The sequence below is a fragment of the Escherichia sp. AM3 genome (assembly GCF_032029835.1).
Classification (GTDB): Bacteria; Pseudomonadota; Gammaproteobacteria; order Enterobacterales; family Enterobacteriaceae; genus Escherichia; species Escherichia coli.
On the sequence record NZ_JAVUPQ010000010.1, the window covers coordinates 1 to 22,149 of the forward strand.

At 52.9% G+C, this 22,149-nt stretch carries 15 protein-coding genes; 2 read left to right on the top strand and 13 right to left on the bottom strand.

The window, feature by feature from the left end:
* The first annotated feature begins 69 nt into the window (after positions 1-69).
* Positions 70-597, top strand: a complete 528-nt coding sequence (locus RTW80_RS06570; protein WP_032247407.1) for a DUF5384 family protein — start codon at positions 70-72, stop codon at positions 595-597.
* Positions 598-689: 92 nt separating this feature from the next.
* On the opposite strand, the gene guaA is transcribed toward RTW80_RS06570, so the two are convergent.
* Both guaA and guaB read right to left on the bottom strand, forming a co-directional pair.
* On the bottom strand, positions 690-2,267 hold the full coding sequence (guaA, locus tag RTW80_RS06575) for a glutamine-hydrolyzing GMP synthase (protein WP_000138282.1): 1,578 nt from the start codon (positions 2,265-2,267) through the stop codon (positions 690-692).
* Positions 2,268-2,335: 68 nt separating this feature from the next.
* On the bottom strand, positions 2,336-3,802 hold the full coding sequence (gene guaB, locus RTW80_RS06580; RefSeq protein ID WP_001299507.1) for an IMP dehydrogenase: 1,467 nt from the start codon (positions 3,800-3,802) through the stop codon (positions 2,336-2,338).
* Positions 3,803-3,963: 161 nt separating this feature from the next.
* Between guaB and xseA the strand changes: the two genes are divergently transcribed.
* Complete coding sequence (xseA, locus tag RTW80_RS06585) at positions 3,964-5,334, top strand: exodeoxyribonuclease VII large subunit (RefSeq protein ID WP_000937920.1); 1,371 nt, start codon at positions 3,964-3,966, stop codon at positions 5,332-5,334.
* On the opposite strand, the gene RTW80_RS06590 is transcribed toward xseA, so the two are convergent.
* The 11 genes from RTW80_RS06590 to yfhM form a co-directional block, all read right to left on the bottom strand.
* Entirely contained in the window at positions 5,331-5,546 is a 216-nt protein-coding gene (locus RTW80_RS06590; protein ID WP_001300368.1) for a zinc ribbon domain-containing protein, read from the bottom strand. The two genes, xseA and RTW80_RS06590, sit on opposite strands and share 4 nt — an antisense overlap.
* A gap of 68 nt (positions 5,547-5,614) precedes the next feature.
* Complete coding sequence (der, locus tag RTW80_RS06595) at positions 5,615-7,087, bottom strand: ribosome biogenesis GTPase Der (protein WP_000249410.1); 1,473 nt, start codon at positions 7,085-7,087, stop codon at positions 5,615-5,617.
* Positions 7,088-7,204: 117 nt separating this feature from the next.
* Complete coding sequence (gene bamB / locus RTW80_RS06600; protein WP_001177048.1) at positions 7,205-8,383, bottom strand: outer membrane protein assembly factor BamB; 1,179 nt, start codon at positions 8,381-8,383, stop codon at positions 7,205-7,207.
* 10 nt (positions 8,384-8,393) lie between these two features.
* On the bottom strand, positions 8,394-9,014 hold the full coding sequence (gene yfgM, locus RTW80_RS06605) for an ancillary SecYEG translocon subunit YfgM (RefSeq protein ID WP_000409205.1): 621 nt from the start codon (positions 9,012-9,014) through the stop codon (positions 8,394-8,396).
* Positions 9,015-9,031: 17 nt separating this feature from the next.
* Entirely contained in the window at positions 9,032-10,306 is a 1,275-nt protein-coding gene (gene hisS / locus RTW80_RS06610) for a histidine--tRNA ligase (protein ID WP_001107167.1), read from the bottom strand.
* 110 nt (positions 10,307-10,416) lie between these two features.
* The gene (gene ispG, locus RTW80_RS06615) at positions 10,417-11,535 is read right to left on the bottom strand and encodes a flavodoxin-dependent (E)-4-hydroxy-3-methylbut-2-enyl-diphosphate synthase (protein WP_000551818.1); all 1,119 of its coding nucleotides are present in this window, start codon (positions 11,533-11,535) and stop codon (positions 10,417-10,419) included.
* Positions 11,536-11,561: 26 nt separating this feature from the next.
* Positions 11,562-12,575: a cytoskeleton protein RodZ gene (gene rodZ / locus RTW80_RS06620; protein WP_001090844.1), complete on the bottom strand. Its 1,014-nt coding sequence runs from the start codon at positions 12,573-12,575 to the stop codon at positions 11,562-11,564.
* 284 nt (positions 12,576-12,859) lie between these two features.
* Positions 12,860-14,014, bottom strand: a complete 1,155-nt coding sequence (locus RTW80_RS06625; RefSeq protein WP_000003317.1) for a bifunctional tRNA (adenosine(37)-C2)-methyltransferase TrmG/ribosomal RNA large subunit methyltransferase RlmN — start codon at positions 14,012-14,014, stop codon at positions 12,860-12,862.
* Between the two features lie 149 nt (positions 14,015-14,163).
* Positions 14,164-14,595 (bottom strand): nucleoside-diphosphate kinase, encoded by a 432-nt coding sequence (ndk, locus tag RTW80_RS06630; RefSeq protein ID WP_000963837.1) that lies wholly within the window; start codon positions 14,593-14,595, stop codon positions 14,164-14,166.
* 148 nt (positions 14,596-14,743) lie between these two features.
* Entirely contained in the window at positions 14,744-17,056 is a 2,313-nt protein-coding gene (gene pbpC, locus RTW80_RS06635; protein ID WP_001137675.1) for a peptidoglycan glycosyltransferase PbpC, read from the bottom strand.
* Positions 17,057-22,018, bottom strand: coding sequence for an alpha2-macroglobulin (gene yfhM / locus RTW80_RS06640; protein ID WP_032247410.1), 4,962 nt, complete (start codon positions 22,016-22,018; stop codon positions 17,057-17,059). It lies immediately after the preceding gene.
* Between the last annotated feature and the right edge of the window lie 131 nt (positions 22,019-22,149).

Below are 22,149 nucleotides of genomic sequence, written 5' to 3' on the forward strand. Positions count from 1 at the left end.
CTGATAGAAACAGAAGCCACTGGAGCACCTCAAAAACACCATCATACACTAAATCAGTAAGTTGGCAGCATCACCTGCGCCATCTTAGCCTCCTTAAGCTATCCGGCTATCGCCTCATCATTGCAGGATCAACTCTCTGCTGTCGCAGAAGCGGAACAGCAAGGTAAAAATGAAGAGCAAAGGCAGCATGACGAATGGGTCGCGGAGCGCAACAGGGAAATCCAGCAAGAGAAGCAACGTCGCGCAAATGCCCAGGCCGCCGCTAACAAAAGAGCGGCAACGGCAGCGGCAAATAAGAAAGCTCGTCAGGATAAACTGGACGCCGAAGCCTCTGCGGACAAAAAACGCGATCAAAGTTATGAAGATGAGCTACGCAGCTTAGAGATTCAGAAACAAAAACTGGCGCTGGCGAAAGAAGAAGCCCGCGTTAAGCGAGAAAACGAATTTATCGATCAGGAACTGAAGCACAAAGCTGCGCAAACCGATGTGGTGCAATCTGAAGCTGACGCCAACAGAAATATGACTGAAGGCGGTCGCGATCTGATGAAAAGCGTGGGCAAAGCAGAAGAGAACAAATCGGACAGCTGGTTTAATTAATCGATGTTAGTAACTTCAATCCTATAATTCTTGAAGATAAAAAACCCTCTGTAGTAACAGAGGGTTTTGTTCATTCATAGTGCAGGGTCAAATCATTCCCACTCAATGGTAGCTGGCGGCTTGCCGCTGATGTCATACACCACGCGGGAAATACCGTTCACTTCATTGATAATGCGGTTGGAAACGCGACCGAGGAAATCGTACGGCAGATGCGCCCAGTGTGCGGTCATAAAGTCGATGGTTTCGACAGCACGCAGAGAGACAACCCAGTCATACTTACGACCATCGCCCATTACACCAACGGAACGTACCGGCAGGAACACAGTGAACGCCTGGCTGACTTTGTCGTACAGGTCCGCTTTACGCAGTTCTTCAATGAAGATGGCGTCAGCACGGCGCAGCAGGTCACAGTACTCTTTCTTCACTTCACCCAGCACACGAACGCCAAGGCCTGGTCCCGGGAATGGGTGACGGTACAACATGTCGTACGGCAGGCCCAGCTCCAGACCAATCTTACGCACTTCGTCTTTGAACAGCTCTTTCAGCGGTTCAACCAGGCCCATCTTCATCTCTTTCGGCAGGCCGCCCACGTTGTGGTGAGATTTGATGACGTGTGCTTTACCGGTTGCAGACGCCGCAGATTCGATAACGTCAGGGTAGATGGTGCCCTGCGCCAGCCACTTCACGTCTTCCAGTTTCAGCGCTTCTTCATCGAATACTTCAACGAAAACGCGACCGATGATTTTACGTTTTGCTTCCGGATCGTTTTCGCCAGCCAGCGCTGACAGGAAGCGATCTTCTGCCGGAACGTGAACAATGTTCAGACCAAAGTGATCGCCAAACATATCCAGAACCTGCTCTGCTTCGTTGAGACGCAGCAGGCCGTTGTCGACGAATACGCAAGTCAGGTTTTTACCGATAGCGCGGTGCAGTAGCATTGCGGTTACGGAGGAATCCACGCCACCAGAGAGGCCGAGGATGACTTTATCGTCGCCTACCTGCTCACGGATGCGGGCTACAGCATCGTCGATAATTTTCGCTGGCGTCCACAGGGCTTCACACTGGCAGATATCACGCACAAAACGCTCCAGCATGCGCATACCCTGGCGGGTGTGAGTCACTTCCGGGTGGAACTGTACGCCATAGAAGCGTTTTTCTTCGTTAGCCATAATGGCAAACGGGCAGCTTTCGGTGCTGGCTACGGTGACGAAGTCGGACGGGATAGCGGTAACTTTATCGCCGTGGCTCATCCAGACATCGAGCAGCGGTTTACCGTCTGCGGTCAGCGCATCTTCGATACCGCGAACCAGTGCGCTGTCGTTTACGACTTCAACCTGCGCGTAGCCAAATTCACGTTCGTTAGAGGCTTCAACGTGACCGCCCAACTGCATCGCCATGGTCTGCATACCATAGCAAACGCCGAATACCGGTACGCCTGCTTCAAAGACATACTGCGGCGCACGCGGACTGTTTTCTTCAGTAGTACTTTCCGGGCCGCCGGAAAGAATAATGCCGCTTGGATTGAAGTCACGAATTTGTGCTTCTGTCACATCCCACGCCCACAGTTCGCAGTAAACGCCCAGCTCACGCACGCGGCGCGCAACCAGTTGAGTATACTGGGAACCGAAGTCCAGAATGAGGATGCGATGCTTATGAATGTTTTCCGTCATTGACGCTTATTCCGAGGCAAGTGAAACAGATAATATAAATCGCCCGACATGAAGTCGGGCGAAGAGAATCAGGAGCCCAGACGGTAGTTCGGGGACTCTTTAGTAATGGTCACGTCGTGAACGTGGCTTTCCTGAATGCCCGCACCGCTGATACGTACAAACTCCGCTTTAGTACGCAGTTCGTCGATAGTACCACAGCCGGTCAGGCCCATACAGGAGCGCAGGCCACCCATCTGCTGGTGAATGATCTCTTTCAGGCGACCTTTATAAGCTACGCGACCTTCGATACCTTCCGGCACCAGTTTGTCGGCAGCGTTATCGCTCTGGAAATAACGGTCAGAGGAACCTTTGGACATCGCGCCCAGGGAACCCATACCACGGTAAGATTTGTAAGAACGGCCCTGGTAGAGTTCGATTTCACCCGGAGATTCTTCAGTACCCGCCAGCATGGAACCCACCATTACCGCGCTTGCGCCAGCGGCGATAGCTTTGGCGATGTCGCCGGAGAAGCGAATACCACCATCTGCGATAACCGGAATACCTGTGCCTTCCAGCGCTTCAACTGCGTCAGCAACGGCAGTGATCTGCGGAACACCTACGCCAGTAACGATACGAGTAGTACAGATAGAACCAGGGCCGATACCGACTTTAACCGCGCTGCAACCAGCTTCTGCCAAAGCGCGTGCACCTGCAGCTGTTGCCACGTTGCCGCCGATGATTTGCAGATCCGGATATTTAGCACGGGTTTCACGGATACGCTGCAAAACGCCTTCTGAGTGACCGTGGGAGGAGTCGATCAGCAGAACGTCAACGCCAGCGGCAACCAGCGCGTCAACACGCTCTTCGTTACCCGCACCTGCGCCAACTGCAGCACCAACACGCAGACGGCCTTGCTCGTCTTTACAGGCGTTCGGTTTACGTTCCGCTTTCTGGAAATCTTTCACGGTGATCATGCCGATCAGGTGGAATTCGTCATCAACCACCAGCGCTTTTTCAACGCGTTTTTCGTGCATTTTTGCCAGCACCACTTCACGGGCTTCACCTTCACGCACGGTGACCAGACGCTCTTTCGGCGTCATGTAAACGCTAACCGGCTGGTTCAGGTCGGTAACAAAACGCACGTCACGACCGGTGATAATACCCACCAGTTCGTTTTCTTCGGTAACGACCGGATAGCCCGCAAAACCGTTACGCTCGGTCAGTTCTTTCACTTCGCGCAGCGTCGTGGTTGGCAGAACAGTCTGCGGATCAGTCACCACACCAGATTCGTGTTTTTTCACACGGCGAACTTCTTCTGCCTGGCGTTCAATGGACATGTTTTTGTGGATAAAGCCGATACCGCCTTCCTGAGCCAGAGCAATAGCCAGGCGCGCTTCCGTTACGGTATCCATTGCTGCGGAAAGCATAGGGATATTCAGACGAATAGTTTTCGTCAGCTGGGTGCTGAGGTCAGCAGTATTCGGCAGAACGGTAGAATGAGCAGGAACGAGGAGAACGTCGTCAAACGTCAGAGCTTCTTTAGCGATACGTAGCATGGGCAATATCTCGACCAGAGTGGTTAATAAATATTGCCGCGGCATTATACAGAGCGTAACCGATTGCATCTACCCCTTTTTGCAAAAAATGCTTGCTATCCCCGGAGGGCGGGTTACTATCGACTGAATAACCTGCTGATTTAGAATTTGATCTCACTCACATGTTACCTTCTCAATCCCCTGCAATTTTTACCGTTAGTCGCCTGAATCAAACGGTTCGTCTGCTGCTTGAGCATGAGATGGGACAGGTTTGGATCAGCGGCGAAATCTCTAATTTCACACAACCGGCTTCCGGTCACTGGTACTTTACACTCAAAGACGACACCGCCCAGGTACGCTGCGCGATGTTCCGCAACAGCAACCGCCGGGTGACCTTCCGCCCACAGCATGGGCAACAAGTTTTAGTTCGCGCCAATATTACGCTCTACGAGCCGCGCGGCGACTACCAGATAATCGTTGAGAGTATGCAGCCGGCCGGTGAAGGGCTGCTGCAACAGAAGTACGAACAGCTCAAAGCGAAGTTGCAGGCTGAAGGTTTGTTCGATCAGCAATACAAAAAACCACTTCCCTCCCCTGCGCATTGCGTTGGTGTGATCACCTCAAAAACCGGTGCTGCGCTACATGATATTTTGCATGTGTTAAAACGTCGCGATCCTTCTCTACCGGTGATCATCTACCCCACCGCCGTTCAGGGCGATGACGCGCCGGGGCAAATTGTTCGCGCCATTGAACTGGCGAATCAGCGCAATGAGTGCGACGTGTTGATCGTTGGGCGCGGCGGCGGTTCGCTGGAAGATTTATGGAGTTTTAACGACGAACGCGTAGCGCGGGCTATTTTTGCCAGCCGCATTCCGGTCGTCAGCGCCGTCGGGCATGAGACGGATGTGACCATTGCCGATTTTGTTGCCGATCTGCGTGCGCCAACGCCGTCTGCCGCCGCTGAAGTAGTAAGCCGTAATCAGCAAGAGTTACTGCGCCAGGTGCAATCGGCCCGTCAACGGCTGGAGATGGCGATGGATTATTATCTCGCCAACCGTACGCGTCGCTTTACGCAGATTCATCATCGCTTGCAGCAGCAGCATCCGCAGCTCCGGCTGGCACGCCAGCAAACCATGCTTGAACGCCTGAAAAAACGGATGAGCTTTGCGCTGGAAAATCAGCTTAAGCGTGCCGGGCAACAGCAGCAGCGATTAACACAGCGGCTGAATCAGCAAAATCCACAGCCGAAGATTCATCGCGCGCAAACGCGCATTCAGCAACTGGAATATCGTTTAGCAGAAATCCTGCGCGCACAGCTTAGCGCCACGCGTGAACGTTTCGGTAATGCAGTAACGCACCTCGAAGCCGTAAGCCCACTGTCAACGCTGGCGCGTGGATACAGCGTTACTACTGCTACTGACGGCAATGTACTGAAAAAAGTGAAGCAAGTTAAAGCGGGTGAAATGCTAACCACACGTCTGGAAGACGGCTGGATAGAAAGTGAAGTAAAAAACATCCAGCCGGTAAAAAAATCGCGTAAAAAGGTTCATTAAGCCAGCACGAATTCAACGCGTTTTTTCGATATCAAGCCATGCCCGTGCTGACAGAAGTAATCTACTGCACCGCAGGCTTTTAACACCTGCAACGGTTGATGGCAGTCTGGACAAAGAGCTTTCATTTCAATAACTTCCCCGCAGGATGGGCAATGCGCATGGCCGTTATCCTGATCAAGCACATGCTGACATTGTGGACAATGCAGTTCCATATGAATTCCTCCGGTAGCCACCCCTCTACATTCATAGAGGGAATGGCAGATAAAATACTTACGGATAATTATTTATTTTTCTTGATGTGCTTCATCAGACGCTTACGTTTACGCATCTGGGTTGGCGTCAGGGTGTTACGCTTGTTCGCATACGGGTTTTCCCCTTCTTTGAACTGAATACGAATCGGCGATCCCATTACGTCCAGCGATTTGCGGAAGTAGTTCATCAAGTAACGCTTGTAGGAATCAGGCAGGTCTTTCACCTGATTACCGTGAATCACCACAATCGGCGGGTTATAACCACCGGCGTGGGCATATTTCAGCTTCACACGACGACCGCGTACAAGCGGCGGTTGGTGATCTTCAACAGCCATCGTCATGATGCGCGTCAGCATAGAGGTCCCCACACGACGGGTGGAGCTGTCATACGCTTCACGTACTGATTCAAACAAGTTACCAACACCACTGCCGTGCAAGGCAGAGATAAAGTGCACACGAGCAAAATCGATAAAGCCCAGACGGAAGTCCAGCGTTTCTTTCACCTGCTCTTTCACTTCCTGACTCAGGCCATCCCACTTATTCACCACAATGACAAGTGAGCGCCCACTATTGAGAATAAAGCCCAGCAGCGAGAGATCCTGATCGGAAATACCTTCGCGCGCATCAATCACTAACATCACCACGTTGGCATCTTCAATGGCCTGCAACGTTTTGATTACGGAGAATTTCTCTACAGCATCGGTGATTTTACCGCGTTTACGTACGCCAGCGGTGTCAATGAGCACATACTCACGTCCATCGCGTTCCATTGGAATGTAGATACTGTCACGCGTCGTACCAGGCATGTCATAAACAACAACGCGCTCTTCACCAAGAATACGGTTAGTGAGTGTAGACTTACCTACGTTCGGACGACCCACAATCGCCAGTTTGATCGGCAGACTTTGCGGGTCGAAGTCGTCTTCCTCTTCTTCTTCGCCGTTCTCTTCCGCTTCAAATTGCGCCCAGTATTCAGCGTCTTCGTCGACTTCCTCTTGCGGTGCGAGATCTTCCATCCACGGCAGCAGCACATGCTCCAGCAGACTTAATACGCCACGACCGTGAGACGCGGCGATCGGGTAGATTTCACCTAAACCAAGCGAGTAGAAATCAACCACGGCCTGATCGGGATCCAGACCGTCAGTTTTGTTTGCCACCAGGAAGGTCGGTTTTTCACGGGAGCGCAGATGTTTGGCAATCGCTTCATCTGCCGGCATCAGGCCCGCGCGCGCATCCACCATAAACAGTACGACGTCCGCTTCTTCAATCGCCAGCAGCGACTGTTCCGCCATGCGGGTTTCTACACCGTCTTCTGTGCCATCAATCCCGCCGGTATCAATACAGATAAACTCACGGCCTTCAATTTCCGCACGACCGTACTTACGGTCACGAGTCAGACCCGGGAAATCCGCAACCAGCGCATCTCGGGTGCGAGTTAGACGGTTAAATAACGTGGATTTTCCTACGTTAGGGCGCCCGACAAGCGCGACCACAGGTACCATGTTTAAAGCCTCATTTTTATAAATCATCAGACAACGCACGCTATATTCGCGTCGTTGTTAAAAACAGGAAAACGGCCCCTGTCCAGGAGCCGTTTTCAAAGTGAACGACAGAGACGATTAACGTGTAATAGAGTACACGGTTCCGTCTTTTGCCTGGATCAGCAGTTTGCCGTCAGCGGCAACCGGTTCAGTCTGGAAACCGGAACTATCAACTTTTTGCTGGGCAACGAAACGACCATCTTCGACGTTAATCCAGTGCAGATAACCTTCGCTGTCACCTACCACCAGGTTGCCATTATACAGCACCGGAGAAGTCAGCAGGCGATGCAACAGATCGCTTTGTGTCCACAGCGTAACGCCGCCATCAATGGTCAACGCCATCACCCGGTCATTTTGATCGACCAGATAGATGCGATTGCCGTCGACGATGAAATCATTCACCGAACCCAGTTCGCGTTTCCACATAATCTGACCACTGCGCAGATCAAGCGCCGTCAGGTTACCATTATAGGCCAGCGCGAAAACAACGCCGTTAACAACGACGGGAGTCGTGTCAACATCGCTCAGACGGTCAATTTCGGTAGAACCGGTCGCCTGGGAAATACGCTGCTGCCAAATCATCTGGCCCTGTTCCATCAGCACTGCGCTGACGCGACCATTATCGCCACCCACGACGGCCGCACCAAAAGCCGTTGCCGGCGCAGACTCGCCACGCAAAGAGAGCGAAGGCATATCGAGGTTAACTGTCCATTTGACAGCGCCGTCAGCTTCGTTCAGCGCTTGTAACTGACCGTTACTGGTGTGGATTAACACCAGACCGTCGCTGACCACCGGGCGAGAAAGTGCTTCACCCGCGACTTTAGTTTGCCATGCCACAGTACCATCGCTGGTATTCAGCGCGTAAACCTGCGCCTTTTCGCTGCCAATGTAGACATGCCCACCAGACACGGTCACACCGCCAGAAAGTAATGCAGGCTCTTTAGAGAACCAGCCATCTTTCTCGGCCAGGCTGACAGACCAGATTTCTTTGCCATCATCCGCATTCAGCGCTTTTACTAAACCAGCGCGGTCCGCTGCATAGACAACGTTGTCCGCCAGTGCCGGATGAAGATTGGAATAGAAGTTGCCAATGCCGCTACCAACGGAAGTGCTCCACGCCGTGGTCGGCGTAAACTGGTTTTCAACGGTTGGCAATGGGGACATCTTTACCACATCTTCTTCGCTGTTAAACAGCGAACAGCCGCTTAAAAGGGTAACGGAAAGCAGTCCTGGCAGCAGTAATTTACGCAATTGCATCGGGTCCCTCTCAGATGGACAAATTATTAATTTTCATCTGCATCATTTCGCTCAGTGCCGGAGTAACATCGCTTTTCACGCCTGCTTCCCATGCACTACGCGCACCTTGCTTATCACCTTTGCTCAGCAATGCTTCACCACGCAGGTCGGCAACAATGGCAGCCCACCCTTCACCTTTGATGGTATCAAGGGTTTTCAGCGCGGCATCAGCCTGCTTGAGCTGTACCTGAACGCGAGCAAGACGCAGATTTATCACGGCTTTGAGATTTTCATCGCTCGTGTCTGCCAGCCCCTGTTGTAACTGGGCGGCAGCTTTCTCTAGTTCATTTTTGTCAACAAATTGCTGCGCAAGTTCCAAAGAAGCCAGCGCACCATAAGTATTTTTATTTTCAGCAGCAAATTTTTCCGCCGCCGGGATGCTATCCGGTTTGCCTTCGCTCACTGCGGTAACCGCATTTTGATAGGCAAGAGAAGCGGAGCGTGCAGAATCAACCTGATGGCTGTTCCAGTAGCGCCAGCCAATCAGTGCGCCAACGCCCAAAATCACCCCAACAGCCAGTGCTTTGCCATTTTCAGCAAAAAAGCGTTTAACCGCTTCTACCTGGTCGTTTTCGTTCTCGTAAATTTCCACGCTGTCCTTCTCCTTCCTTAACCCAGTAACGTGCGCAAATGCGCGGCTACGCTATCCTGCGCAACTGCCGTTTGCTCACCAGAGCGCAAATCCTTCACTACTGCTGTGCCGTTAGCCACTTCAGACTCACCCAGCACCACAGCAACGCGGGCACCCCATTTATCAGCACGGGCAAACTGTTTCTTAAAGTTGCCGCCGCCGTGGTTGGTCATCAATTTCACGCCCGGTAATTCATCACGCAGACGCTCAGCTAATGCCATAGCCGCAGATTGTGTATCAGCACCTGAAGCCACCAGGTATATATCGACAACAGGATCGGCTTTAAATTCCGGATTAACGGCCTGTACTAACAATACAAGACGTTCGAGGCCCATCGCAAAACCGACAGCCGGTGTTGCACGACCGCCCAGTTGTTCCACAAGACCGTCATAACGACCGCCTGCACACACGGTGCCCTGGGAGCCGAGACTGTTAGTCACCCACTCGAAAACGGTACGGTTGTAGTAATCCAGACCACGCACCAGACGCTGGTTTACGGTGTAAGCGATCCCCGCGCTCTCAAGCAGTTTGCACAGACCAGCAAAGTGCTCACGAGATTCCTCGTCCAGATAATCACCTAATGCCGGAGCGTCGTTGAGAAGCGCCTGCACTTCCGGATTTTTTGAATCCAGCACGCGCAGCGGGTTAGTGTACATGCGGCGTTTGCAGTCTTCGTCCAGCTTTTCTTTATGCTGCTCAAGGAATGCCACCAGCGCATCGCGGTAATTGGCGCGTGCTTCCAGCGAACCGATAGAATTCAGCTCAAGAGTTACGTGTTCGGAAATACCCAGCGCGCGCCACCAGCGGGCGGTGAGCATAATCAGTTCAGCGTCGATATCCGGACCTTGCAGACCGAAAACTTCGCAGCCCAACTGATGGAACTGACGATAACGCCCTTTCTGCGGACGCTCGTGACGGAACATCGGCCCGATATACCACAGACGCTGTTCCTGATTGTACAGAAGACCATGCTCGATGCCGGCGCGTACACAGCCCGCCGTCCCTTCAGGGCGCAGAGTCAGGCTGTCGCCATTGCGATCCTCAAAGGTGTACATCTCTTTTTCAACCACGTCGGTGACTTCACCAATCGCACGTTTGAATAGCGGGGTCTGCTCTACAATCGGCAAGCGGATTTCACTGTAACCGTAGCTGCCGAGCACGTTTTTCAGTGTGCCTTCAATGCGCTGCCAGATGGCCGTTTCGCCAGGCAGGTAATCGTTCATGCCGCGAATGGCTTGAATGTTTTTTGCCACGTTTATTCTCTTTCTGAATATAAAAATGAACCCTCAACGCTTCCCTCAATGTTTGGGGAGCCATGCGGGTTCAATCATACACGGGAAGCGAGGCGCTTCCCATCACGTTATTATTTTTCGACCTGCTGAACGTCAATTCGACGCGCTTCGTCCAGCTGACTGGCTTTCGCACGAATGCGTGCTTCCAGCTGGTCGATCATATCGTTGTTGTCCAGACGGTCTTTGCGCACGCCATCTTCATAGAGGCCGCTTTTCTTGTTGCCGCCGGTGACGCCGAGTGTAGAAACCAGCGCCTCACCTGGGCCATTCACCACGCAGCCGATAATCGAAACGTCCATCGGAGTGATGATATCTTCCAAGCGTTGCTCCAGCGCGTTAACCGTACCGATAACATCAAACTCCTGACGCGAACAGGTCGGACAGGCGATGAAGTTGATACCTCGCGAACGGATACGCAGCGATTTCAAAATATCGAAACCGACTTTGATCTCTTCGACCGGATCGGCCGCCAGTGATACGCGCAGCGTGTCGCCGATGCCTTCAGACAGCAGCAGACCTAAACCAATGGCGGATTTTACTGCCCCGCTGCGCGCGCCACCCGCTTCGGTGATCCCCAGATGCAGCGGCTGATCGATTTGTTTTGCCAGCAAACGATAAGACTCAACAGCGAGGAAGACGTCAGACGCTTTCACGCTGACTTTGAACTGATCGAAGTTCAGGCGATCGAGATGATCAACATGGCGCATGGCGGATTCCAGCAACGCCTGCGGCGTCGGTTCGCCATACTTTTCTTGCAGATCTTTTTCCAGCGATCCGGCGTTAACGCCAATGCGGATCGGAATGTTTTTATCGCGCGCACAGTCAACTACCATGCGAATACGCTCTTCATTACCGATATTGCCAGGGTTAATACGCAGACAATCGACGCCGTATTCCGCTACTTTCAGCGCAATGCGATAGTCGAAGTGGATGTCAGCCACCAGCGGCACGTTAACCCGCTGTTTGATGAGTTTGAACGCTTCTGCCGCGTCCATCGTCGGTACGGAGACACGGACGATATCAGCGCCAACGCGTTCCAGCGCCTTGATTTGATTGACCGTTGCTTCGACATCTGTCGTACGCGTATTGGTCATGGACTGTACGGCGATGGGAGCACCATCGCCAATCGGCACATTCCCAACGTAAATACGTGTTGATTTTCTACGTTGAATTGGAGCCTGGTTATGCATGAAAAATCTCCCGCGTTACCCGTCTGTTACTGCGCCGGTGATTGTTCGGCATTGAGGGTCAGACGCGCAACCTGGTTAGTTCTGATAAAACGACTCAGATCGACAGGTTTCCCTTGATACTGGATCTGTACTGCGGCTGGCGCACCAATTTTCAGTTTGTACGGTGCCTGGCCGGTTAAGTTCAAATTACCGTCTTTACGCTGCATACCGCTAAACAATTTTTTACCGGTAGCATCAGTGACCTCCAGCCAGCAATCGGCAGTAAAGTTCATCACCAGCGCATTCGGATCAGCCACCGGCGTGGTCACGCCAGCCTGATCGGTTGGCAACGGCGCAGCACCATCTGGCGTTGTTGCTGCCGTTGGTGCCGGGGTCGCGGCGGTATCAACATTTGCCTGCGAAGGCGAAACAACCGCATTCTGTTGCGGATCAACAGCTGGTGCTGGCGCAGTTACGGCAGGTGTTTGCGTGTTGGTTGCGGTAGTATCCACAGACGCTGGCGGCGTGGACGTTGTAGCCGGGTCTGTAGTTGTCGACGTATTTAACGGAACACTCTGCCCCTGCTCGCTATTACTGCTCAGTTCCGCCGAAGATTGATCGGCCATAGTGGTGATCTCTTCCTGCTGAGCTTTGTGGTCTTGCCACCACCAGGCACCGCTCAGGCCGATAACCACAAACAACACCAGCCAGGTGAAGGTCATCAGCCAGCCATCACGTTTTTTGCGGCGTTTACCGAGGGAAAAACTCTGCATTGGCGCAACTTTTGCAGCCCGTAGTGGAGCCTGCTTTTCCAGCCCTGGCAGCAGTTCTTCTTCTGGAATATGTACCAGACGCGCATAAGAGCGGATATATCCGCGCAGGAATGTTGAAGCAAGATCGGCGGGTGCCTTATCTTCTTCAATGTCGCGTACCGTGGAAACCTTCAGGCAAAGTCGCTCGGCAACGGCCTGCTGACTAAGTCCTAGTTGTTCGCGAGCATTACGCAGGCGAGCGCCGGTAGTAAGTGCTTCATTTTGGTCGTGCGTGGCTTCAGTATTCATTCGCTGCAGGTACGTTTAAATGAGAATTGAGATGCCGGTGAACCATCATGCTCACCCACACCGCGAAACATCCGTTAAGTTAACCGTTATCATACAGTATAAGACCGTCTGTGTGCTCGTGACAAAGCCCACATTCACTAAGGCTAACTTACTGTTGCATCGTTACATACTGCCTTAAAGTCAGCAAAAACGCACCGTTAATATTGACCAGACAATTGCAACTTAATACTTCATTCATAAAACATTACGCCACGGTACATAAAGTAACCGTGGCGTAATGGCTATCAGACCGCTTTAATGTCGATGGCTTCACCCTGCATCCGTTTACGCAGGGTACGTTTCGTACGGTCGATAACATCGCCCGCCAACTGACCACAGGCAGCATCGATATCATCACCACGCGTTTTACGCACAATAGTGGTGAAACCGTAGCTCATCAGCACTTTTGAGAAACGGTCGATACGGCTGTTCGAGCTGCGTCCATACGGCGCACCCGGGAACGGGTTCCACGGGATCAGGTTGATCTTACACGGCGTATCTTTCAGCAGTTCCGCCAGTTGGTGAGCGTGTTCAGTGCCGTCGTTAACGTGGTCAAGCATCACGTATTCAATAGTGACTCGGCCTTGATTGGCGTTGGATTTCTCCAGATAACGGCGCACCGCAGCAAGGAACGTTTCGATATTGTACTTTTTGTTGATCGGCACAATTTCGTCACGAATTTCGTCGTTCGGCGCGTGCAGGGAAATTGCCAGTGCAACGTCGATCATATCGCCCAGTTTATCCAGCGCCGGAACTACACCGGAAGTAGAAAGCGTGACGCGACGTTTAGACAGGCCAAAACCGAAATCATCAAGCATGATTTCCATCGCCGGAACGACGTTGTTCAGGTTGAGCAGCGGCTCGCCCATGCCCATCATCACTACGTTAGTGATTGGGCGCTGACCGGTGACTTTTGCTGCGCCGACGATTTTCGCCGCACGCCACACCTGGCCAATAATTTCCGATACCCGCAGGTTGCGGTTAAAGCCCTGCTGGGCGGTGGAACAGAATTTACACTCCAGCGCACACCCCACCTGCGAAGAGACGCAGAGCGTGGCACGGTCGTCTTCCGGGATATACACCGTTTCGACGCGCTGATCGCCAACGGCGATCGCCCATTTAATGGTGCCGTCGGATGAACGCTGTTCTTCAACCACTTCCGGTGCGCGGATTTCCGCCACCTCTTTCAGTTTGCCGCGCAACACTTTGTTGATGTCGGTCATCTCATCAAAGTTGTCGCAGCAATAGTGATACATCCACTTCATCACCTGATCGGCGCGGAAGGGTTTTTCACCTAAATCTTTAAAAAACTCCCGCATCTGCTGACGGTTGAGATCCAGCAGGTTGATTTTTCCATCTTTCGTGGTGACGTTTTCAGGTGTGACTAATTGTTCAGACATATGCTATTCCGGCCTCGTTATTACACGTTATGGCCCCTGGAGGGTTGAAAAAAGAAACGCCCCGGTGAGCGGCTGCTCGTCCGGGGGCGCTGCATTGTACAAATTCTGGCGCACGGATGCCACGTTTGCACGCGGCATTTACGAAATTATTAACGGGTGCGCGGGCACACTTCGCCTTCGCCAAAGAAATAAGCGATTTCGCGAGCGGCAGATTCGACGGAATCAGAACCGTGGGTACCGTTTTCGGTCAGGCTGTCAGCGTAATCAGCGCGCAGAGTACCAGCCAGTGCGTTTGCCGGATTGGTCGCGCCCAGCAGATCGCGGTGACGCTGAACGGCGTTTTCACCTTCCAGCACGGAAACCACGATCGGGCCAGAGGTCATGAATTCAACCAGACCATCAAAGAACGGTTTTCCATCGTGTTCAGCATAAAAGCCACGTGCCTGTTCAACGGTCAGGTGCAGCATTTTGGTGCCAACAATTTTGAACCCTGCAGCTTCAAAGCGCGCAAAGATATTACCAATGACGTTTTTTGCTACCGCGTTCGGTTTGATGATGGAAAAAGTACGTTCAATAGCCATTTTTACCTCTGTAAATTGTTCTGTTGTTGTCTGTACCAGCGTACGAGATGGCGCGGATTATAATGAGCAACAGGGCCGTTGACTATTGATGAAGGTAACATTTTTTTAAAATAAAATGAGTTTTAGCAACAATCAGGGACAAAACAGACTATTGCATGACAAATTTCACTGTCGCGATTTGCCCCACGTCATCCATCACCAGCAATTGATAATCACCTTTATCCGTCAAATGCAGGGTCACGTTGCGCCCGCGTTCAGTTAACGGTTCGCCATTCAGAAACCACCAGCGTTCACCTGCCCCTCCACTTGATTGCAACGGCAAAGTCGCTTCCGCTGCGCCCGGTAAACGTTTAATAATCGCGCCATCGCGAACGCCTGTCAGCTGCAGCGGGAGCTGGGCATCGTGACCGTATGGCGGGCAACTTGTCGAGGCCGGTGGTAAGCGCACAGCGCGACGTTCTGATGCGGGCAGCCAGGGTTCCAGCGGTAGCGGCCAGACATTTATCATTTCTTGTCGCGCTTGCGGGCAATCAGCGGCAACACGTTTGCCATTTTCATCCAGCCAGATGGGGAAACGAATGCCATTAATGCCTTCCTGCTCCGGCAGTAATAGAGTTGGCGGCTGACTCCCGTCCAGCAGCCAGGTTGCCAGGCGGCGGCGACAGTTACCGTCACCTTCCGGCAAAGACTGTCCGCCCGGCCAGCAGATAACGCCACGAGTGACTGAGTTCGGGCGCGGGTCTTCCGGCAGATTCGCACTGCGCGACAGTAAGATATTATTGACCTGATTCAACAATGGTACGGCACTGGCAAAGCCAAACTGACCAACAACGGGCGTGCCGTCCGGTCTGCCAGTCCAGATCCCAATGACATAGCGAGCGTTAACCCCAATCGCCCAGGCGTCACGATAGCCATAGCTGGTGCCCGTTTTCCATGCCAGTGGGGCGACGCGCGGCAAGGCACTATCCGGCAAGGGTTGCGCTTCATCAGCCATAATCCGGCGAATGATCCACGCCGCCCCCGACGACATTAAAGGCCGTTCAAGCAGCGGATCGTCAGGCTGTAAGCGCAATTTGCCTGCCTTGCCGTGGCGAGCAAACGCGGTATACGCTGCCGCCATATCTTCCAGTTTTGCACCAGCGCCGCCGAGAATGAGTGAAAGATTCGGCGCAGCACCGTTGGGCAAATATAACGGCAATCCAACATTGCGTAACTTTGCCGCAAACCGTTTCGGTCCATAGGCTTCCAGCACCTGCACAGCAGGTAAGTTCAGCGAGCGCACCAGCGCCTCGCTCATGCTGATCGGGCCATGAAAACCGCTATCAAAGTTACCTGGTCGATAATCACCGGTGCGCCGGGGGACGTCTTGCAGCAGTGATGCCGGGTGGATCAAGCCTTCATCCAGCGCCAGACCATAAACAAACGGTTTGAGCACTGATCCTGGCGATCGGATCGAATTGACCATATCAACATGACCAAAGCGTGAATCATCGTTGAGATCAACCGATCCCACCCAGCCGCGAACACGCATATCGGTATGATCAACCACGATCATCGCCAGTGAGCTGCGCGGTGGCAACCGCCCTTTCCAGTTTTGCGCCAGTTCTTCCAGACGTCGTTGAAGACCGGCATCCAACGTAGTAGTGATTTTGTCGCTTTTGCTTTTACCGAGCATCATGCGCGAAAACAGCGGTGCCAGTTGCGGCATTTGTCGGGGGGCCAGCCAGATGGGTTCTTCCCTTGACTCTTTTACCTGCTCACGGGACCACACACCTTGCACGGCCATCCGTTCGAGCACTTTATTACGCGCGGCTTCGGCACGCTCCGGCCAACGATCCGGGCGAAGACGGCTGGGCGCTTGCGGCAAAACCGCCAGCATTGCCGCCTCGGAATAGCTTAAATTCGCAGGCGATTTTCCGAGATAAGCCCAACTTGCCGCACCGATCCCCTGCAACGTACCGCCAAACGGAGCGCGGTTAAGATACAAGGTCAGAATTTCACGCTTAGACAGATGCCATTCCAGTTGCAACGCGCGCCAGAGCTGGCGAATTTTGCCGCCAAATGTTTTGGGGTGAGGATCAAGCAGACGAGCAACCTGCATAGTGAGCGTGCTGCCACCGGAAATAACCCGTCCCGAAGTGAGATCTTGCCATGCTGCGCGCGCCACCGAGAATGGATTCACCCCCGGATGCTTCCAGAACCAGCGATCTTCATAATTGATCAGCGCTTCAAGGTAACGTGGAGAAACATCTTCGATTGTTACCGGATAACGCCAGATGCCGTCAGCATCGGCGAAGCGCCAGAGCGGCGTACCATCCTGCGCCACGACCACTCGTGCGGGATTGACTTCATGCAGCGGTAGAGGCCAGAGTTTATCTGCTCCCCACGCTGCAAGAAAAAGGAGAAAGGGCGCGGCTGCCAACGTTATCCAGCAGCCGCGTTTGGTTAACAAGCGAGGCATTTACGGTCTGACAATCAGCAGATCTTCAGCCGCGCCGGTCGCCCGCCATTGGGGAACATACATTGATTCCACCATCGGTTGCGGTACCTGATACGTTCCCGGCGTCACCGCCCGCGCCAGATACACCAGCGTTACCGGTTGGTATTCATCAACGGCAACCGCCGCCACAAAGCGATCGTCACGGAACTCAATGTGCTTAATGCTCGCCTGCTGCATCTGGTTCAGTAAGTTCTGCACTTCGCCACCACTTTGCTCCAGGCTGGCGCTACCGTTCGCCAGATTCTGGTTTTCCAGTTCCAGACCCGCAGGCAGCAGATCCACGACTAACGCATCCGGCACGCTGTTACTGGCTTTTACCTGCAACCACACCAGCACCAGATCGCCGCTACGTAACGAGTCCAGCGATTTGCTCTTACCATCAGTACCAAGAATATGACGCTCGATTTGCAGCACATTGTTCGCCGGTAAAGGTGCGGATTGCGGATAACCGCTGGCATCCATACGCAACCATAACGGCTGATCGCCACTGTTGCTCACCTGCAAGGTGACAAGTTGATCGCTATTCAGATTGCTGTTTTGCGCTTTCTCGCCTGTCAGCTGCTCAGCTGAGAAAGAGGTTTGCGCCTGCCATTTACCGGGTAAATCCTGAATCGTACGGGCAGCCAGGAACAACGCGTTACTTTCCTGCGTCGATAGCCAGCGTTCACCAAACGCCTGCTGCGAAAGTGTGTTCAGCAAAGTGTACTGCTCATCGGGTAGCAGTTTATTTTCTTCCAGCAAGGAGAGCATTAACGCGTTGTCGCGCAGTGAACTACCGTAATCACCCAGCCATATCCGCTCATCACTATTACGCGGCGTTTTCAGCGCCAGCGCAATCGCTTCTTCACCACGCGTCGCATCACCCATGGTTTTCAGCGCAACGCCAAGTTGCAGCAGCGGTAAACCAGAAGCGGCATCTGCACGATGCTCCCAGATTTCACGCAGCGCACCCAGCGGAGCCTTTTGCTGACGGGCCAACACCAGCGCAGCGTAAGACTGTACGGCGAATTTACTGGCTTTGAGATTATCCGCGTACGGGATCGACATCATGCCCGGATCTTGTAAATAGCGCAGCAGACGCTCATTACCCCGGTTAATGGCGTCTGTCGGCACGCTGTAACCCTGTTCGCCTGCGCGGACCAGGAAATCCATCACGTAAGCCGTCAGCCAGTACTCTTCGTCACCGTTTTTATCCCACAGCGCAAAGCCGCCGTTATCACGTTGTATTTGCAGCAAACGGGAAATGCCGATATCGACCGATGCACGGCGTTTCTCATCACTGTCGCCTTTGATGCCCAACGCCTGCAGTTGGGCTGCGTTGGTATAAAGTGACGGAAACAGGCCGCTGGCGGTTTGCTCAAGACAGCCGTACGGATACGCTTTTAACTCTTTGATATAACGTGCGATGTTCAGCGGTGGTTTGCCGCTCAACAACAATTGCCCTTCCAGCGTAACAGGCGAGAAGTTTTGCAATCCATCCGCCGGAATCGCCCATGTCTCACCAGGCTGTAACGCCGTACCGTAATTAACCGTTTGTGCCGGGAACGCCGGACGGACGCCGATTTTCCACTGCTTATGCTGATCGGCAACGGTTTCACCCGGTAACGCTAACCCGCTAATGGTGGCCTGAATTTCTCCATCGCCATAACCCGGCAATGCTCGCACCGGGATAAACAGCGTAGTACGCACACCTGGCGCTAATTCAACGGCTGCGGGTGAATCGCTGACCAGTTCAAGCAAACCACTGGCGGTCAGGGCAACGTTCAGTTTTTGCGGTTTATCGGTAAGATTAGTGATATCCAGCGTCAGACGCGAGGTATCGCCACTCGCCATAAAGCGCGGCATGTTCAGTTCAGCAATCACCGGTGCGGCAACTATCACTTTACTTTCGTTGCTACCGAAGTCATCTGCCGTCCAGGCTTGCGCCATGACGCGCAATTCACCGTTAAAATCGCCAATCGGCAGTGTAACCGAGCCTTCGCCCTGTTCGTTGAGCGTTACCGGCAGCGCCTGCTGCGCGACAATATTGACGTGATTGACCGGCGGTTTACCACCACGTTTCAGCTCATCACCATCGCCACCGAAACGCAGAGCTGCCAGACGCCCCTGACCTTCAATAACCTGACCGTAAATATCGTAAATGTCTGCGCCATAGCGTTTCTGACCAAAGAACGCCTGCCACGGATCTGGCGTGACGTAGTCAGTAATATTCAGCACACCACTATCAACGGCAGACACCAGCACATTCACCTGTTTAGGCTTCTCGCCATTTTTAGTGCTGGCTTTAATTTTCACGGTTAATGGTTGATTGGGACGCATTTTTGCTGGTGTTTCCAGCGCCAGATCGAGGCGACGGTTTTCATCACCAAGCGGCAGATGCAACACACCAACCGCGCGTTTTGGCGTCGCGGAGCGAGATTTATCGCCAGGACGCACCACCAGCGTACTCAAATAAAGATCATGACGATTCCAGGTTTTATCGACCGGAATCGTCAGATCCAGCCCTTGAGCCGGAACATCAATCTCTTGCCACCACAGCGGCCCTTCACTGGACTCGACCATCGCATAACCTTTACCCGCCGTTGGCGCGGCAATATGCAACTTAATGGTATCGCCAGGGCGATAACTGGCTTTATCCAGTTTCAGCGTGACACGGTCGGGTCGCACGGCACCGCTCCCGTCGCTGTTGTCCTGCCAGCTATAGCCAGCCCAGAAACGAACACTACTGACCGCTTCATTCGGCGCTTTGACTTCCAGACGATAAGCACCCCACTCTACCGGAAAACTGACCTTGCCGGTTTCGTCCGCTTTCAGATCCAGAGTTTGTTCATTTTCGATCAGATCTTTTTGATCAAACTGTGACTGCCAGCCTTCATCTTCTGACCAGTTCCAGTAGTAATCGCGGCGTTCGCGAATCAGGCGCACCTGCAAGCCCGACACGGCTTTTTTCACGCCTTGCGCATCGCTATAAACGATGTCAAAAGCGGCGTTACTGCCTTCATCAACAATGGGCTGTTTCACCGTGCTGTCAGTACGATAATCGTAAACCGATTTCGAGGCGAACTGCGGACGGATCCCCGGCAATGCATCGGCAGGCCAGATAGCCTGCTCAGCGCGGCGCGTCACCGGGCGACCGCCCGATTCCAGCAAACTACCCTGGAAAATAACCTGTAATGGGGAATGCGTTTCCTTCCACTGGCTTTCTGTAGAAACTTCGCCGCGCCCTTTATCATCCAGCGTCAACTGAACTTCATCCAGCGTGCGGGAAAGGTTTTCGGCAGCTATATCGCCGAATTCAAAACCAGGTAAGGCTGACACAGCCTCACGCAGTGGGCGCAGGAAAAGTTGCCCTTGCAAAGTATTACCATTAGCAGGCGCACCGTACAGGTAGTATCCCACCACGGAGAATTTCACTTCATCATTCGGCGTAAGCGGGGTTTTCTCACCGGTCAGATTCAGCGCCATACGCTCTGGCATAAAATCTTCGACGTGGAAATCCCACATCCGATACTGGTTATCGCCCGTGTTAGCGCGAATATGCCACATACCGGTTGCCGCATTGCTATCGAGTGGCCAGGTTAAGTGGTAGAGGCCATTCTCCGGCTGACTAACGACGCTCCTGAGAACCTGCCCGTCGGGTTTAATCACGTCTAACTTGATGGGTTGATCGGGCAACGCTTTACCGTCTGCATCACGCAGCAAACCATTGAGGATTACCGTTTCACCCGGGCGATAAAGATCGCGCGGGCCAAACATGAAAAACTGTTTGCTATAGCCTGGCGCGCCAGCAATGTTAAATTCTGCTAAGTCCAGCGCCGGAAGTTTTAAATCGAGTAGCGTTGTCTGACCGTCTTTACGCGCCAACAGTAATGCCGCGTTTTTATCATTTTCCAGCTGCACATGCCCCTGAGCGTCACTGGTTGCCTGAGTCAGAGTCTGCCCTTTCTCATTTAATAAAGAGACTTCAATTCCTTGCTGGGCCGCGCCGTTTTCCAGACTTTGGGTAAAGATATCCAGACGATTGTGATAACGGTGAGCTGAAACGCCGATATCACTTAACGTAAACAGCGTCGCGGGATTACTGTAATCGTAACGTCCAGCCTGATTCATCACAGCCAGATACACGCCCGCCTGCTGAAGCGGTTTGATATCGCCCAGCGGCAGCAATAATTTTTCACGGGTGTTACGCGCAGGATTGAGATCAAACCGTCCGGTGTAGACCAGATCCGCCATCTGCAGCAGTTTGTCTGACTGCCAGTTCGCCAGCGAATTGCGGTATTCCCATTGGCTAATGAATGCTGGCAGAGATTCTGGCTTAACGCGAAAGAAGTTAACATCGACATTATTAACGTTGAGCGCCATTACCGGCAGCCCTTCAACGACTTTACCAGGCAGCAGCGAACCACGGCTGGCAAAACCGACGCTGGGTTGGATGTCGCGGGTAGTTATAGTTTTTTCGTAATCTTTACTGAAGGTTGCGTTGTTGAGTGCTTTGACCTCCTTGCCAATAGTAACGATCAAATCACGTTTCGGTTCGAGGTGGCGTAAACGCAGCTCTTTAAGATTATCTGACAGCTCCCAGGCACCATCCACTTTGCCGCTTTTTTTATCGACGACATGAATAACGCGTGAGAAATCCTGATCCGGGTCGAGAGGGATGGAGAACGTCAGCACCAGCGTGGCTGCACCATCAAGTTGGACTTCAGAGAGATCCAGCAATGTCAGCGCCTTACCGGCACTCTGTTGTGCCAGTTTTTGTCGCTCTGGCGCGGAGAGTTTTGCTGAACTCGCGTTTTCTGAAGAGGCCGCTTTAGTAACTTCAGAAGGCGCATCTTTTTTCACCGCTGTTGGCGCGTTATCGTTGTTGTCGCACCCTGCCAGCGCCAGCATTAGCATGCAGGCGGCTACGCGTAACTTTTTCATTTTTCATCCCTGCCACAATGGCCCGTTAGCAACGTCGAATAATTATTATGCGTGAGAATTTACGTTATGTAATTCAGTATCACGCCCATACAATCCGAATTTTAGTGAGAATTGTGGCTCAGACAGCCAAA